This window comes from Parerythrobacter aestuarii (assembly GCF_030140925.1).
GTDB lineage: Bacteria > Pseudomonadota > Alphaproteobacteria > Sphingomonadales > Sphingomonadaceae > Parerythrobacter > Parerythrobacter aestuarii.
Genome location: NZ_JARBWD010000001.1, coordinates 562,372 through 579,761, shown reverse-complemented (window position 1 = coordinate 579,761; position 17,390 = coordinate 562,372). Strand labels below are relative to the sequence as shown.

The window sequence follows — 17,390 nt, the reverse complement described above, 5'->3', positions numbered from 1 at the left end:
AGAGGTCCGATGAATGGATTCGTGAAACCGGATGAGCTGCAGGAGCTCAGCGAGCAGGACGCCTCGGACCTGCAGCGACTGGGCGTCATCGCCATGAACCCGGACCGGACCCTGCCCTTGTGGTTCGATGGCCGTTTCCTGACCGCACGCGATCTGAACCGCCAGCAATCCTATTTCCTGTCTCGCCATGGCTCGCTCGGGCGATCGATCGGCAACGGTGTCATCGAAGGCCTCGAAGTCAGGCTTGGGGAAGGCAGCGGTTTGCAGGACACCATCCGCATCGCCGCCGGGCAAGGCCTCGCCTTCGACGGTGCCCACATTCACTTGCCCAGCGAGATGACCATCAACCTGGCCGACCTGTCCGTGCAAGGTGCGCTCAACGCGCAGCTGGGGTTGTCGGCTCATCCATCACCGCCGCTGAATTCGCGCAGCGGCCTGTTTGTCCTGTCGCTGCGCCCGGTCGAATACACCGCCAACCAGACCACCAGCTTCCCCACCACTGTGACCGGAGAGCGCACGGTCCACATGGGCGACAAGGTGGAAGCGGTTGCTGCAACCCTTACCCCGTTTGCCCCGACCGACCTCGCTGCCAACAGCCTCGATGCCCGCGCCGATGCGGCGCACCGGATCTTTGCCACGGGCAAGATTGACGGGCTGCCAGGCTATGCCTTGCCGCTGGCCATGTTGTCGCTGCGCTATGGCGCGATCGAATGGATCGATATCGACCTGGTCCGGCGCGACCTGGTAACTTCCAAGCGGTCTTTCCTCGGCCTCGGCCTGGCACAGGACCAGCTGCGGCTAGCCCATTTCCAGCAGTACCGCACCGCGCTGTCGGATGTGATGGACCATTACGAGGCCAGCAACCAGCCGGCCCGGTTCCCGGCTGAACAGCATTTCAAGCTGCTGCCCCCGGCTGGCCCGATGCCGGCCGACGCCGTCGATCCGGCGGCGATGGCTCAGGTCTTCTTCCCGGGCGAGGTCGAAGTCGAGCTTTCCGTCATACCCGACGACGAGCTTCCTGCGCTTATCGAGGAGAGCTTCGACCTGCCGCCGATCGACCTGACCCGTCCGGTCGAAGAACGCGACAGCCTGTCCGTCATGATCGTCGCGCCCATGCCGCGCCATGCCTTGCGGAGCAAGCTGGTCAGCCTGCAGGAACTCAGCAAGCCGCTGCGGCCGCTCAGCATGCTGGGCAAGGGTCCGCAGAAGCCGCTGGACCGGCTAGGGACCATGAAGATCAGCCTGGCCGATGCTGCCGCCCATCGAGCCCCCAGCGAGAGCGTTGCCGCAGAGGAATGGGCCAGCGTCGTTGCCGAACTGACCAATTTCAAGCTGGAAGGCGACGCTGGCCGGCGGACCTTGTGGTACATGCGCCGCCGCACGTTGCGCCGGAGCGCCGACCTCGAAAGCGTGCTGGTCGCCATTGGCAATACCGATCCGGCTGACGACACCGATGTGCCGTCGCCGGTCGACCCCGTGCCCGAGCCGACCCCGGAACCCACCCCGACCCCGACACCGGATCCGTTGTTTGACGAAGCGCGTGCGGCGCTGCTCAAGCTGGCGGGCTTTGGCGAACTCACCAAGATCGCCGAAGTCCAGCTGCGCCGGGTCAACAAGTCCGTTGCCGAAGTATTTGCCAAGGCAGTGCTGGAGACCCCGTTAGTCGAAGACACCATCTCGACTACCGCTCTGGTGGCACGGATGAGCGAGAGCGCCGCTAATGCGAGGGCCAAGCTCGACGAACAGGTGGAATCCATCCTCAAATCCGACGTGAAGGGCCGGTCGCTGCTATCAAGCGGGCTGATCGGGCAAGGCGTGACCGAAGTCAGCGCCGAGCGCTTCAAGCTGCTGCAATTCTTCCTGGTGGAAGACGCGCAGCTCGAGCGGACGGCCAACGCCCTGCCCAAGCTGAAGCCGGAACTGCAACGCGAACTCACGCTGAAACTGGCAGAGCTGGTCAAGGCCCAGGAAAACGATGCTGTCGCTGAGCTCGTGAAGGAAATCGAAAAGCAAGGGGAAGAGGCCGATCGTCCGGCACCCACTCCATCGCCTACACCCACGCCCACTCCGACGCCCGAACCAAGCCGCGACCCTGTTGCCGAGGAGAATGCCCGGCGCGAAGCCGAATCCCGCAAGGCTGCCGATCGCCTGATCGCCTCGCTGCCGCATTCCGGCGACCAGGCACGGATGAAGACCGCGCTCAACAAGGCAACCACGCCGCAGCGTGAGGAACTCGTGAAGTTGCTCGACAATGCCAAGGTCTCGACCTCGCGCATTGCCACCGGTGCAGCGCTTAACGCCCTGACCTCCGGCGGCAACCTCACCAACACGCACATCCAGCGCGTGCGGGCGATCAACAGTACTTTCGTCAAGGGTATCAACGCACTCGAGGACCGGTTACTCAAGGTCGAAGAGGCTCCAGCCCCGGCACCAAGGCCCGCACCCGCGCCTGCGCCGCGCCCCAGCGGCGGCATTCGCGGCGGTGCCATCGGTGGCCTGGCAGGCCTGAATATCAACCGGGGAGCGGGTGCCCGCGTCTTCGAGGCGCGTCGGGATCCGGCCGCGACTGCCCGTATCCTTGCCGGCGTGCAGGCATCGACCGTCGACAAGCGGGTGTCGCTGCTGTCACAAGCCTCGTCGCTCCCGGCGGTTGCCAAATACGGCAACAAGAATCGCGCCAAGGCAGCGAAGCTCAATGCCTTTGCCAAGGATGTCGTCCCTGCGCTCGACAAGTCCGGTGCGACAGCGGCGAGCGTCGATAGCGTCATCAGGAAATCGCTCGAAAGGAACGGATGATGGTTCATTCGTCCACTCAGGACTTTGTGCCCGACGAACGCATTGTGGAGGTCTCTCCACGGTTCAGTTCCCGCGTAGGCGAGCCCTTCGTCAGGCGGCTGAACTTCGTCGCCGGGCGTTCGCTGACAGCGGATGCGCTCAATCTCGAACGGCGGTTCTGGCACACGCAAACCGCTTTGCTTGGGCGTGCAGTCAATCCCGGCATCATCGAAGGTTTGGAGCTCGAGCTGCTTGATGGCTCCCCCGGTAGCGCCCGGGTGAGAGTTACGGCGGGAAGAGGCATAACCGACCTTGGTCACCCGATCGAACTGCCCCATACCCTTACTGCACGCCTGCAGGATATCCCTGTATCGGAAGAGCTGCTGGAGGATTCGATTGTCCCGATCGGAACCATCGGGCTGTTCCTGAAGCCAGCGCAGGCGAAGACTGCCAACCTGTTCGATCCTACCGATCCCTGCCCGGTCGATCCCGATGCTTATGCCTACCAGGACCTGGTTACGCAGGACTCGGTGATGCTGGTGTGGGCTCGGCTCGACACCGGCGACCTGGTACAGCGACCCAGTCCTTCGGCAGCAACTCGTCCAGTCCGACCCATCGGTGGTGCGCCAGACGAACGCGCCGTGCTCGGCCCGGTCAGCAGTAGCAATGTGCTCATGCCTCCCGAACCCCTGCTGGGCCACCCCGACCCGTGGCCGCTGCCGACCAGCATCTATCGCGGCATTGTCGCCGACCGGCTTATCAAGGAAGAAGAGAGCAATATTCGCAGTGGAGTAAGGCCGCACTGGTCGATACATGGCTTGCCGCTCGGCATTCTCCAGGTGACGGAAGACGGCGCAGTGCTGTTTGCAGACCGTTTCGCCATTTCACGCGACGGCGGGGCTGTGCGTGAAGCAGAAGTCGGCTCAAGCCTCGGCACGCCAACATCCTTGCGGCGGGCCCGGTTTGACCAGTTTCTCGATCACATCCAGGCCTTGCGCGGGGAAGGAGCCGAACTCGCACCGGCGACCAATTTCTTCCGCCAGTTGCCGCCGGTCGGCGTCTTGCCGGCTGCCCAGCTCGATCGCGTGAATCTCACCTGCAGCTTCTTCCCGCACAACTATGTGATCGAAGCGGCCCCGATCCAGCTGGCGCAGATGGAATCGATCCTTGCCCGGCGGGCCAGCCTGGCTCCGTTCGACCTCGCCTTGCGCGACTATGTGCAGATCCTGGTCCCTGTTCCCGATCACCTGTTCCACCCGCGCTTGCTGATCCAGGAAGAAATCTCCCCACTGTTCCAGCAAGCCATCAATGAGGCGCAACTGCGCGAGACCCAGTATCGCGACGAACTGGCGGAACTGCATTCGGTCGAAGCGCATGTAACGACCCTAGTCGATGTGGCGACAGCGACCGGCAAGGCCATCACTACGGTACCCGAAGAAAGCGATGCTTCGGCCATCGCCGGGCGGTCCATCGAAATCCTCGCCGACCTCGCCAGGAACAACGCATCGGTCCCCTTGGCGGACGATGAGGCGCAGCAGATCTCTCCGTCTTCGTTCGAGGAAGCCGTCATCGGCATACAGAATGGGGAAGAGCCGGAAAGCGGGTTCATCGGGCTCAGACCCTATGTCGAGCAGCTCGCCAAGACGCTCGATACATCAAACGATCACGCCGACATGGGCTTCCTGCGGCTGCAATCGGACATATTCCGCCTGCGCAAGCAAATGGTGGGCGAATCCGATGCCACAAGGTTGGCGATATCGCCGGTGCTCGCGAACCTGGCCGAGACCACGACCGGGCTCGAATCGAGCAAGCTGTTCAGCAAAATCGTCAAGGAAGACCCCCAGCCAAAGTCGCAACTGCAATTGAGCGAAGCTGCGCTTGCCGCTGCGCCGCAACTGATGATGGTTACGTCGGCCCTGATGTCGGTCGATGCTTCGCGGCTGCCCGGCACGATCGGGTTCGCCAATGATTTCGTAAAAACCTCGATCGCGCCGCGGGTCGAAACCAAGGGCTATACCGAACAGCTCGCAGGGTCGTTCGGCAAGTCCATCACACCGGTCGAGCCAGTCGAGACCAAGTATCTCGAGAAGTCACCGACCAAGTTCACCGACATGGGACTCGCCGGGATCAAGGTGAACCTGCAGGACAGCATCATCAAGGCCAGCGATATCGCGTGGCAAAGCCTGATCTACGGCAAGAGCAGCCCGATCCGCACCGCAACCGTCGCAGAACGCCTGCGGCCCTCGCCAGCGCAGGAAGCGAAGAATTCTTCGGTCGCGACCAAGGCCGAAATCGTGCGCGGGATCCAGGAACTGGGACTCAATCTCGAAGGGCTCCTGCTGCCAGTCTCGGCATCGCGGGTCACGCTCATTCCCAAGGCCGTGCGCGATGCCGAAGTGGCACGGCTGCGCGACCAGGGCGGGCAAGGAAACGATTCGGTTGCCGGCATCCTCGCCGACCCAAATGCCATGCCCGAAGAAGACGGGCTGGTGCTGCTGAGCGACAAGCACTTGCTCAAGAACACCTTGCTGCAATTCCCGCATGAAGGTGACAATGCCGTCGGCAACAAGCAGATCTACGCTGCGGTCAAATCGGTGGCAGCGCGGTTCTACAACGAGCGTATCAGCCTGGCGCATCCCAACCTTGCCGGGCAGATCCTGGCTGACCGGCTCGACCCCGATCCCGAAGATGCCGACGAGGCCGCTTTCTTCGCTGCCGCTGTCGACGCGCTGGAATCCGCAGTCTCGATGCTGCGCCTTTTCGAAGGGCGGGTGCAATCCTATGCCAGCTTCCTCGACCTTGCCCGCAAGGCCTTGCTCCAGGCCATCGAACTGGCGGAAAAGTGGCAAGGTATTGTCGATGACACCCAGGCCGAAATCGACGAGGCCGTGCATGACAGTGCGGTAGCGCTCGCGTTGAAGGTCGAAGAGCAGGCGCGGCTGGATAGTATCAACCAGGAACGCCGCGACATTCTCGACAAACATGTAGATATCATCGCCTTTGCCCGGCCCATGACCGCCGACCGGCTGCGCCCGGCCCCGGGGATGAAGCTGTACCGCCCACTGACGGAGATCCTGCCGGCCTGCCTGGAAAGCGACGCCGACCTGCCCGACGAGCTGGAGGAAATTCTCGAAGCGATGGCCGACGTGCCGGTCGGCTGGTACCCCGATATCGCCAAGGAGCTTTCCAAGCTGCGCCGGCCGCAACACTATGTCCGGGCATGGCAGCGCGGGATCGATCGCGCCGGGTTGTGGCTTGCACGCAATGCCCAACCGACCCCGCGGTTTGCCTATGCAGGGACGCAAGCTCGGGTAGCAGGCAAGGCCTCGACCGGAGTATATCGCGCAATCTCTGGACTGCTCGCACAGCGGCGGAGCCTGCTGCAGCTGCGCACGCAGCGCACCATGGACAGCCTCAATGGCGTGAGCTGGAGCGGGCTGCACCGCGCCGCAATGGACGAACTGTCGATCGAAGACCTCGAACAGGGTGGCAAGGCGGGGCGCGAAGTGGCACGCAAGGGCGCACGCATGCTGCAGCAGGTCGGCGCAGTCGCCAACTGCTTCCTCGCCGGACTGCGAGAAGTGCCGGGTCAAATCCGCCTCACCTGGGCCGACAAGCTCAGCGAGCATGACCAGGCGATCGACCTTGCCAATCTCGTCGCCATCCCGGCCTGGTCCGCCATCCCGCTGGAGCAGCGGCGTGAGCTTGAAGTCATGCATGGCTGGCTGTTCGGCCGGATCGACATCGACAACGAGCAGGCGCGAGCGATGATGTCGACGCTGGTGCGGGTCTGCCTGCTGATGGCGAGCCACGCCCCGGTCAGCTCGATCGTCGAAGGAGCCGTGGTCGAGACCAAGAATGTCGGTCCGGGCGAAAGCTTCGATGTCGATGTCGGGCTCGGGCGACCGCAGATCGGGATGATTGCCACTATCGGAACCGGGCCTACGCTGAGCCGCGGGATTATCGAAGACATCGTCGGCACCCGCTGCCGGGTGCGGCTGACGGAAGTCAAAGGGCCGCGTGTCGCCCTTTCAGCCAGCGAGCCGATTGCCTTCTCCGCACCCGTCGCCATCCAGCTGGCCGATGTCGGGTTCAAATGATGCATGAGGGCGCGCGCATCGAACACTTGCGCGTGAAGGCGCACGGGCGGCGCGGCATCCCGATGGTGCAAAGCGCGATCGAGGATGCGTTCCGGACCGAGCTGTCGGCCGCAGGCCCGGCGGTGCGCCGCGGGCTGCTGGTCATTCGCCATATCGATTTCGGCCCGATCGGGTCGCGGCAGGACCAGCTGGCGATCAAGCGCAGGCTCGCCGCGATCCTGCGCGACGCGGCCCGCCATGCCGTGATCCCGCCGGAGAATGGCGAGGTACAGCAGGAAGCTGTCCTGTTCCCTGACCCGCTCGACCCCCATCTGGCGGTGTTCAGGGCGATGGCCCGGGACAAGCCGGTTCCCCGATCCTGGCCCTATCGCGCTGTTCTGGGGGAAACGCTGTTTGCCCGGCCCGAGCGCATTTTCGAAGCCATCGTCACGGGGCAACTGGCCATGGCGCAGGCCGGCCCGGCGCTGCGCAGGCTGCTGCCGGAACTGGGCGCACAGCTGCCCGCCTATCTGCGCCGGCTTCCCGCCGCCACAGCTGCCGCCATCCTCTGGGCCTTGACGAACGGCGCAGCGGGATTGGGCCGGGTGGCTCATCCATCCACTCTGCCGAAGCTCGAAGCGCTCGCAAGCGATCTCGCACTTGTGCTGCGAGATCCTGTCAGCGCGCTTTCCATGACGAGCGCCAGGCCCGCAGACCTGCCCGACCATCAGACCCTGGCGATCCTCTTCGCACTGGCGCTGAGCGAGTGCGGGCGCGCCGCCAGCCCTGAACGGGTCGCAGCGGTCACGGACCTCGTGCGATACTGGGCCGAGGCCGGTCGCAGCAGCACCTTCCCGCCGCTGCCGCTCGCACGCCTTGCCGCCCATTTGGGCGCGATGGCAGCAAGGCCCGCCTCGCCGGACGCACCCGCCGACGCCCGAACCGGCGCAACGACCCTCGAAGCTCTAATCGCCAAGGTGGTTGCCGATGCCTCTGTCGAGCCCGCTCCCGGTTCTGGCACGGCCCGCCCGGCAAGCATGCCGTCGCGCCAAGCCGATGCCGAAAGACCGGCCCGGGCGCAGTCTCAGGCAGAGATCGCTGCGGACCCCGAACCCGCCCCGATCACCGGCTTCGAGCCGACCCGCCACGCCGGGATCGGTTATGCCATCGCACTAATCGAGCGAGTGTTCGGCAGCTGGCTCAACCGGCCCGAGCATCTCGCCCAAGCGACCGGGCAAATGTTGCTGCGGCGCATGCTCGAACGGCTCGATCCGCATGTCGAGGATCCCGCGCTGTGTTTTCTCGACGCGCTGGGAGAAGCTCCCGAGAGCGCCGATACGCCATGCGCCTTCCAGCTCTTGCCCTCGATGCTGCTGGACACCGCCCAGGCGATCCGCATCCACCCAGTCACCGGCCATCCCGGCTGGCGCGTGGCGATGCAGGGGCGGCTGATCCTTGCCGCCTGGCACGGGCGCGCAGGCCCGGCAACACGCTCGCTTCTTGCCGGCAGGCACCGGGTCGAACGCGGATCGCCCCGCGCCTTCTCACAGGAAGCCATGCTCGCCAGCTGCGAGCTCGGACTGCGCCGTCTCCTCCGCAACGGTCCGCACTTGCGGATAGCCCAGTTGTTGCGCCGCCATGGCACGCTAGCGCATTCGCCAACGCATCTCGACATCGCCTTCGATGCCGGCGTGATCGACCTCACCATCCGGCGCTGGGCGCTCGATGTCAGTCCGGGCTGGTGCGCCTGGCTGTGGCGGGTGGTGACGATCCACTACGATTTTGGAGAGCAGGATGGCGACTGATCCGGCCCCCATCCAGGCGCAATTGGCGCCGACCATGGCCGAACTGGCGCTGGGCCTGCTTGGTGCCGCCTTGCCCGACGGGAGCGAGGATTCTCCTGAAACGACCTATCTGAAGCGCGCTCGCGCCCGAATCGGCGGCAACCATGCCGCCAGCTTCGCGGCTGCCAATGCCCGCGAAGCCGACGGCCCGCTTGGACGGGTTGCCTCAGCGCTGGGCCTGTCGCCGCAGGAACGCGCGGCGATCGGGCTCGCGCTTGCCGTCGAATGCGATCCCATGGCCGGGCGCTGCGTCACCTATCTCCAGTCGCCGGTCGGCGGCTCGCGTCCGACCCATGGCCTGTTGGCCAGCATCCTTGCCCCGCTTGCTGGGGGGCAATCCGATCTCGCTGCACTAGCCACCGGTCCTGCTATCCGTGCCGGCCTGCTGCGGATGGATGACGCCGGACCCATCCCGGAGCGCGCCATCTGGCTGAGCGATCCGATGGTCGCCTGCCTGTCGAGCGCCGCAGTGCAGTGGCCAGGATTGACTGAGCAGGCGCAGGCCATCAATCCTGCCTGGCCGCAGAGCCTGGCTGATGCGCTCGAGCCGGTTGCCCGCGGGATCGAGGAGCAACCCGGCACTCTGCTGGTCCTGCGCAGCCTGTCACGAGGGGACCGCCGCGAAGTCGCCGCCCGACTGGCAAACTCCACCGGCAAGACCGCCGCCCTGTTCGATCTCGACAGCACCGACACGGCGGGCCTCGGACCCTTTCTCGTTGCCGCCAACCTGCTGCCCGTGTTCGAAACCGATGTGCCGCCGGGCGAATTCCGCGCCCTGCCGACGCTGGCGGGATATGCTGGACCGGTTCTGGTCTGCATGGGCCCTGAAGGCTCTGTCGGGGACAACGCGCGAGCGACAAACGAATGGCACCTGCCACTTCCACAGCCGGAGGAGCGGGCCAGGTTATGGCGCGAAGGCTTCAGCGACGAAGCGCTGTGCGTCGAGCTAGGCCGCGAGCATCTGCAAAGTGCCGGCCGGATCGCGGAAATCTGCCGCTATGCCCGGACCGAGGCCGTCATTCGCGGGCTGGAGAAGCCGGACAAGGCAGCATTGCGAGCGGCGATCTGGTCGTCCGAAGGGGCCGGACTGGGTTCGCTGGCGCAGCCGATCACCGATGTCATCGCCGATGACAGCATGATCACTACACCCGCGCTCGAACGCGAACTCAGCCACTTGGTGGCCCGCTGCCGTGCGCGCGAGAAACTGACCGACAATCTCGGCGGGGCGCTGCAGGCGCGCTACAAGACCGGGGTCCGGTCGCTCTTCGCGGGACCTTCCGGCACCGGCAAGACGCTCGCCGCCAGCTGGCTGGCGGGCAAGCTAATGCTGCCGATCTACCGCGTCGACCTTGCCGCAGTGAGTTCCAAATACATCGGCGAGACGGAGAAAAACCTCGCCGCACTGCTCGCCAAGGCGGAGGAGCAGGACCTGGTGCTGCTGTTCGACGAAGCGGATTCGCTGTTCGGCAAGCGCACCGACATCTCCGACAGCAACGACCGCTTTGCCAATGCGCAGACCAACTACCTGCTGCAACGGATCGAAACCTTCAGCGGGATCGTGATCCTTACCTCCAATGCCAAGAACCGGTTCGACGAGGCCTTTACTCGCCGGATCGACGCCATTGTGGACTTCAACCAGCCCGAAGTGGAAGAGCGCTATGCCCTGTGGCTGGCGCATCTGGGCAGCGCCCATGCGCTGAGCGGCTCGGAACTCAGCCGCCTTGCCGCCTTCGCCGATCTTACGGGCGGACACATCCGCAATGTCGTGCTGATGGCGGCTGTGCTGGCCCGCGCCAAGGACGGCGTGATCGACTACCTGCTGATCCTCGAGGCATTGCGCTCCGAATACCGCAAGCTCGGGCTGACTGTCCCGTCGGAGCTGGCGGTGGCGAGGAAGGTCGCGTGAGCGCTCGCCCGCACTCCCCCGCGCGACACACCGGTCGTCGCAAGAAGGGGCGGCGCGGACGCAACACTGAAGGCGTCGCCCCGCAGGTGGGCGTCGGCAAGGGAATGCCGCGTTACCTTGCCAAGCCCCGTGCCAGCGAAGCGGACGTGTCGTCGGCGTCGGAAAAGGAAGCCCGCGCAGGGCATGGGCATGAGGTGAGCGAAGCGCCGGTTGCGACGCCCCTTGGGACAGCGGCCGCGCAAGCGATGCAAGCCAGCCCCGACGCCGGTCGCCCGCTGGGAGCGCGCGAGCGTTCAAAGACCGAAGGTCGACTGGGGGAGGATTTCTCCGATGTCCGGGTGACGGAGGACAGCCCGCTGGCCGGCGCCTTCGGCGCCAATGCCATGACTTACGGCAACGCCATCCACCTTGCGCCGGGCCGAAGCCTGACAGCAGACCTTGCCGATCACGAGCTGACCCACGTCGCCCAACAGCGCCAGTTTGGTGCCAGTGCGGCGCAGTTCGATATGAGCATCAATGCGCCTGGCGAAGACACCGGTCTTGGCCTGTTCGATGTCTCTCTAACGACCGGCTCCCGGACCAGAGGCGGCGTAACCAGCCACGGGATGGAAGCGCAATTCGGCTTCATGCCCCATGCCGAAGCGCCTTATTCGAACCGCATCGGACTGGTGCAAACCGTTGATATGGAACGGGTCAATCAGCCCGGCCAGCCCGACTATGTCTGGACAGGAGACGAATCCAATCGTGAACATGTGAAGACACCGGAAGGCACGAACGTCGACATGCTGCACGGTGAGCTCCCTGCAGAACGCAATTCGGAGCCTTGGTACTGGACTGGCTTTCCGACCGAGGACCCCGAGGATCCTGCGAACGATCAGCGCTTCGGCTGGAACCGCTCTCCAACCGATCGGCATTCGGCGCATCTTTACGACTTTCCGAAATCGAGCTTCCCGCTGCGCTACACTTTCGAAACTGTGGCCCTCGGGCGGGACAACCAGACCGCATATGGCGCTGTCCGCTGGGGGTTCGAGACCGACGGAGCGACCGGGACCAGCAACGAATGGTTCGACGTCACCCGCGTCTTCCAATCGGGATCGGAAGAGGACTATCGGTCTGACGTGTTCGACGATGCATTGTCGGAATTCCGTGAATTTTACACGCACGAACCGATCATCATCTACTTCGGGTACAATGAGTCGATGCCGACCGACAGCGAGTTCGGCAAAATGGGCGATGTCGCCAGCTTCATGACAGAGAATCCCGAAGCACAAATCCGCCTGGCGGCCTCTGCCGACATGCAAGGCGGCGATGGGCCCGGAAACCGCCAGCTCGCGCTTGACCGGATGAACGCGGTCCATACTTACCTGCTGCAGCTGGGAATCTCCGAAGACCGGATCATCAGGGATGAGGCCAACGCCAGCGCCTCGCGCGCGCAGGGGAGCAGCGATCCGGCCTTCCGCGACACCGAGGGTAGCTACCAGGCCAATCGCCGGGTCACGCTGACCTTCGAGAACACCGCGAGCATGCCGCCATGAGTGCATCCGCCGCGCTCCGGAAAAAGCCGTCCGACCAGGGAGACGCGACCCACAAGACAGGGCGGCAAGCAACAGATCCGCAAGCCGAGGTTGGGGTTCCGGCCTTCCTTGGCGGCGTGGCCGGTGGAGGCGGGACTCCGGCTTTCCTCCAGCGCGCGCCGGTCGATGGCACGCCGGAAATCGAAGACGAGGAAGCCCTCCCCGACGGCTCCATCCAGCGCTTGCCGCAGGATCCGTTCCCCGATGCCGTGGACGACGAGGAACAGGACGACGCTGCGGCAGCGATCCAGGCCAAGCTGCAAATCAACACACCCGGCGATGCCTATGAGAAAGAGGCGGACCGGGTCGCCGATGCAGTGACGTCGGGTGGCCAATCCGGGCCGGTTTCGAACACCTCGGGCGCTCCATCTGTCCAACGCAAATGCGCCAGCTGCGGTGGCGAATCCGAGGACGGCGGGACTTGCCCCGCCTGCGCTGCCAAGGTCCAGCGCAAGGAAGGCGGAGGCTCGACTCCCAGGCCGACAGCCAGCGTTGCGCAGGCGGTGGCAAAGCCCGGCTCCGGGCAACCCATCCCCGATGGCACGCGTGGGCCGATCGAGCAGGAGCTGGGGCAAGACCTGGGCCATGTCCGCGTGCACCAGGACAGCGACGCGGCCGACGCGGCGAGCTCGATCGGTGCCAAGGCGTTCACACACCAGAACCACATCTGGCTCGGCCCGGGTCAGAGCGCCGACGACACCGCGCTGATGGCGCATGAAGCCACGCACACTGTCCAGCAGGCAGGTGGCTCGTCGGGTCCCGCCCTGGTCCAGCGCGCCCCGGCCGATCACCAGCACCCAGAAGATGGTAGCGCCCCCAAGGCGCGGATGGATGCGGAAATCGCCAATGTCGACGAGGACGACGGTGGCGACTGGGAAGAAGGCGATCCGGTCCCGCAAGTCGACCAGTCGGCGAAGCAATCTAAGGCGGGCCCGCTGGTCAGCAAGGCCAAACCCGATACCGACCGGCCTGCGCAGGAAGGTCCCAAGGTCGAGCAGGCCGCCAACGAGGTCAAGCAGGAAGCCGACAGCCCGACCGAAGACATGGTCGACGGGCAAAGCGAACAACCCGATGCCGAGGGTGCCGAAACCGAAGAGCCACCCGCCGCCGCTGATCCGATCGGCGATGCAATGGCGCAGATTTCGAGCCTGCCGGAACCCGAAGCGCCCCAGCCGATCGAAGCCCCACCAATCGCCCAACCTGTCGATGGCGATGGCCAACCCCTGCCGCCGGAAGCGCAGAACGAAGCCATGGTGCAGGCCGTGGCAGCGCAATTGCAGGTCTCGCGCGAGGCAGCCTATGCGCTGCGGCGCAAGGCCAAGCAGCAGCGCGCCAATGCCATCCTGTTGCGCGGCAACCTGGCGCTTGCGGACCAGCACATTGCCGAGTCCGAAGCCGGGCTCACGACCTCGCACGGTCACATGGAAGTGCGCCGAGAAGCGCTTGCCGAGGCCGACAACGCGCATGCAACCTCGGAGCAGAAGGCCGATACCGTCGCCCAGGAAGCTCCCGGGATCGAAGCCGAGGCTGGCGAAGCCGAAGGCGAAAGCGGCCCGATGGCGTCGGAAGCATCGGATTCCGCCTCGCAAGCCCAGGCCAACACGCCCGACGATCCGGAAGCTGCAGAGAAATCAGGCGAAACCAGTGGTCAGATGGGCTCGGTCGCGGGTGACTCCGCGTCGATGGACCAGGCCGCCAGCGCCACCAAGCAAAGGGCCGTCCAGTTGCAGGCCGATGCGGCGCAAGCCAAGGAGAAGAACACCACCGCCAAGGCCGCGATCGAAGGGGCCAAGGGCTCGGCCGACCAGATCGATGCCAAGCTGGTCGAAATGGATGGCCAGACCGCGCAGGCCCGCGGCGAGCTGGAACCGCTGACCGGAACTCCCGATGCTGCCGAGGCCGAAGCGCAGCGGCTCGATGATGCGGCAGCTGTCGCCGACCAGCGCGTCGAGACCATGGCCGGCCAGCTGCGCGACGCGCAATCGCAATTCGTCGCCGACATGGGCCGCGTGCCGGGATCCGAGACACTCGCCGAAGAGAACGAGGGCCAGATCCAGCGGACCGAGGACCCGGCTGCGCCCGCCGCCGGTTCGGGCGAAGCCCCGCAAGCCTTCGCTCCGCGCGGCTACGAAGGGCGGCGCAAGGTTGAACTGCCTACTTTCCAGATGGGGCCGCCGCTGACCGAAGAGCAGCGCCAGCAGCAGGCTGAAGCCGCCGCCCGGGCCGAAGAGCGCCGGCGCGCCCGCATCCGCGCCATCCAGGATGGCGCCTACGGCAATTTCGACGAGATGGACGGGCTCGACAAAGCCGGGTTGGCGCTCGACTTCATGATGCAGGACGCGTTTGCCAGCGCGTCCAACATCAAATGGCCCGACTGGTCGGCCGGCAGCGTCGGCAAGGCGTTGCTCAACATCATCGATCCGCGCGGGCCACTCAACGGGATCATCGGCGGGCTGTCGATGATCGCCTCAGGCGGGCTCAACCTGTTCGACATGGATCAGTGGTCGCGCGATCCGCTCGGTAACCTGCTCAAGTCAGCTGCCGACATCGCGACCGGCATCACCGTGATCCTCGGCTCCATCGTCGCGCTGCTGGGCGTGGTCACGGCGATCTCCGCCGCCATCGCCGTTCTGATGTTCTGGGTCCCGCCGGTCGCTGCTGCCGCCGCCTCGGTGATGACCTGGTGTGCCAGCGCGGGGATCACCGTCGGGGGCTGGACGATCTCGGTCGGCTTGCTGGCGCTCTACTTCCAGGGGCTGCTGATCATCAAGAACATCGTCGATGTGATGACCGCAGAGACTGCCGAGGATCTTGTCCAGAACACAGAGCAGCTGAGCGACGATTTCAGCCAGACCGGCAATATCGCCATGCAGATGGGCACCGCCTACCTCGGGGCCAAGGGCGGCCCCGGCATGATCGACGACATTGCCACCAATGGCGTGCGCACTGTCGCGCGGCAGGAGGTGGTGCAAGGGCTGCAGGATGCCGCGATCGAAGTGGTGGCCGGAGAGGACATATCCGGTGTGGTCGGCGTCGCGCGCATGGCCCACGGAGCGCATGCGCATGCCACAAGCGGGGGTGGAGGGGGCGGAGACGCACCCAGAGCCGACGACGGCAGCGCGCCGCGCCCGGCCGATGCGGATACCTCGACCCCTGCGCCCGACGCCGGTGGCGGCGACGTGCGGCCCGATGCCGACGCCTCGACCCCTGCCCCGCCACGCGAGGATGCAGGGCCGCCGCCGTCTGATGCCCCAACTCAGGATGCCCCAACGCCCAACAACCAGCTTCCCGCCACCGAAGGACCCAGCCCCAACCTTGTCGAAGGCGATACCCCTGCCCCCAGCCGCGACATGGATACGGCTCCGCCCGAACCACCCCAGCCGCAATCGGATGCCACCAGCGATGCCGATGCCAGCGCCCGTACGGACGAGCCCGGGGCCGACCAGCCCCCGGCCGGCGGAGAGCCGACCATCGATGGAGGTGGCTCGGTCGAACGGCCCGACACTTCGCCGCAAGTGCCCAAGGCCGATGCCGATGCGGAGGGCGGCTCACGCCAGCAAGGCGATGCCGATGCGCCGCGCCCGGATGGCGATGGCCCAAACCAGCGCGGCAGCGAAGATGGTGGGGCAACACTTCGCCCCGATGCCGAAGGCGATGGCGCACGGCCGCAGGACAGCGCCGACCCCAATGCTCCACGTCCCGACAGCGAGAACCCGACTGCCCTGCGCGAAGCCGCTGCCAGCAAGCCGTTGGCGGACCTGAGTCCGGCTGAACGGCGAGCGGAAGCCGACCAGGCGAACAGCGGGCCGAGCCGCGATATCGGCGATCCTAGGCTGGAGGACATCGGCTTCGACAGCCGCACCAGCCTCGACAACGGCAAGGACTACATCCGCTCCGAAGAACAAGGCGTGGTCTGCCGCGTCGCCAACATGTCGTGCGAAGTCGGCGATCCCAATCCGCCCGATCCCAACACGCCCACTCCGGCGGTGAATCCGGATGGTGGAGAACCGCAGCCCAAGGTTGCCGAGAAGGTCGCCGCTGCGACCGACGGAGAAGGCGGGGATTCTGGAGCCCAGCAGAAGCCGCCTGGCACCGATCCCGAAGCGCCGCAGAAAGACGGTGCCGACGACGCCAGCCCCCAGCGTGATCAGGCCGAGCCAGAAGCCGACCAGCCAACGCTCGAACCTGCTCCAGAAACGACCGAGACGCCCGACACGCCTGTGCCAAAGCAAGAGGAGGCAGCCCCGGATAGCCAGCAGCAACCTCCCGCCACCGATCCGGATGCGCCGCAACAAGACGGTACCGATGGAACCAGCCCTCAACGTGACCAGGCCGAACCGGAAGTCGAACAGCCGACGCCCGAGACCACGCCTGAAACGACCGACAAGCCCGAACCTGCGCAGGACGGAACCGACACTGAAGGCCAGCGCCCGCAAACCGAGACCGACGGCGCGGAAGGCGCAACCCAACCGCGGAATGACGAAGCTCCCGATACAGAAGGGGCGGATGACAGCACAAAACCGGACACCGGAACCGATCCTGAGGCAGACCCCGAGGTGGCGGCAGCTGCCCGAAACGCAGAGAACAAGCTTGAGGTTGCCGACAAGTACGAAGCCAAGGTCGGCGAAGAAGTCACCCCGGAACTCGAACAGCAGCTCAAGGAGGATGGGTATTCGGTCAGGAGGGAGAACGGCGTGGTCACGCAAATCCTGCGTCGCAAGAAGGGAGCGAAGGACAAACTGCCGGTCATCTCCGTCGAAGGAGGCGAGATTTCCGAAGTATCGCTGAACGAACGCAGTCAGAGCCGCAGAGACGAATACGCTGGTGGTACGCCCGACAAATATTCGAAAACTGGTGGCGAAGTTCTAGATCGGATGCGGGAAGAAGGCCTGATCCATGGTGAAGGCGATTTGACTCGCGGCAATCCCAACGGGCTGGAGCTTGAACTGCCCGATGGAACGAGGATGCTTATCGGCAAGGATGTCGACATGGGGCACATCGAGGCGGCTGTCGATTTCTGGAACCGTGCTGGTTACAAATACGGCCCGAAGTCGGAGGTCATGCGCAAATTCATGCTTCGCTCCGACAATTACCGCTTTGAAAGCAAACATGATAATCGGAGCGAGGGTGCATCCATGGACGCAAACTATCGCAAACCCAAAGACCCACCGGACCCGATTCCGGACAGTTGGGACTGGGACACCTTGTAGGA

At 65.2% G+C, this 17,390-nt stretch carries 6 protein-coding genes; all 6 read left to right on the top strand.

Going from position 1 to position 17,390, the window contains the following annotated elements:
• The first annotated feature begins 9 nt into the window (after positions 1-9).
• Genes QPW08_RS02835 through QPW08_RS02810 form a run of 6 tightly spaced genes read left to right on the top strand, consistent with a single transcriptional unit; the run spans position 10 to position 17,388 of the window.
• A complete protein-coding gene (locus QPW08_RS02835) occupies positions 10-2,796 on the top strand; it encodes a hypothetical protein (protein WP_284124230.1) in 2,787 nt (928 codons plus the stop codon).
• Positions 2,796-6,875, top strand: coding sequence for a hypothetical protein (locus QPW08_RS02830; protein ID WP_284124229.1), 4,080 nt, complete (start codon positions 2,796-2,798; stop codon positions 6,873-6,875). The genes QPW08_RS02835 and QPW08_RS02830 overlap by 1 nt, the downstream gene beginning before the upstream one ends.
• Complete coding sequence (locus QPW08_RS02825; protein WP_284124227.1) at positions 6,872-8,659, top strand: type IV pilus assembly protein FimV; 1,788 nt, start codon at positions 6,872-6,874, stop codon at positions 8,657-8,659. The genes QPW08_RS02830 and QPW08_RS02825 overlap by 4 nt, the downstream gene beginning before the upstream one ends.
• Positions 8,649-10,604, top strand: a complete 1,956-nt coding sequence (locus QPW08_RS02820; RefSeq protein ID WP_284124226.1) for an ATP-binding protein — start codon at positions 8,649-8,651, stop codon at positions 10,602-10,604. Before QPW08_RS02825 ends, QPW08_RS02820 begins: the two co-directional genes overlap by 11 nt.
• Entirely contained in the window at positions 10,601-12,139 is a 1,539-nt protein-coding gene (locus QPW08_RS02815; RefSeq protein ID WP_284124225.1) for an eCIS core domain-containing protein, read from the top strand. Before QPW08_RS02820 ends, QPW08_RS02815 begins: the two co-directional genes overlap by 4 nt.
• Positions 12,136-17,388: an eCIS core domain-containing protein gene (locus tag QPW08_RS02810; protein WP_284124224.1), complete on the top strand. Its 5,253-nt coding sequence runs from the start codon at positions 12,136-12,138 to the stop codon at positions 17,386-17,388. The genes QPW08_RS02815 and QPW08_RS02810 overlap by 4 nt, the downstream gene beginning before the upstream one ends.
• Positions 17,389-17,390: the final 2 nt, after the last annotated feature.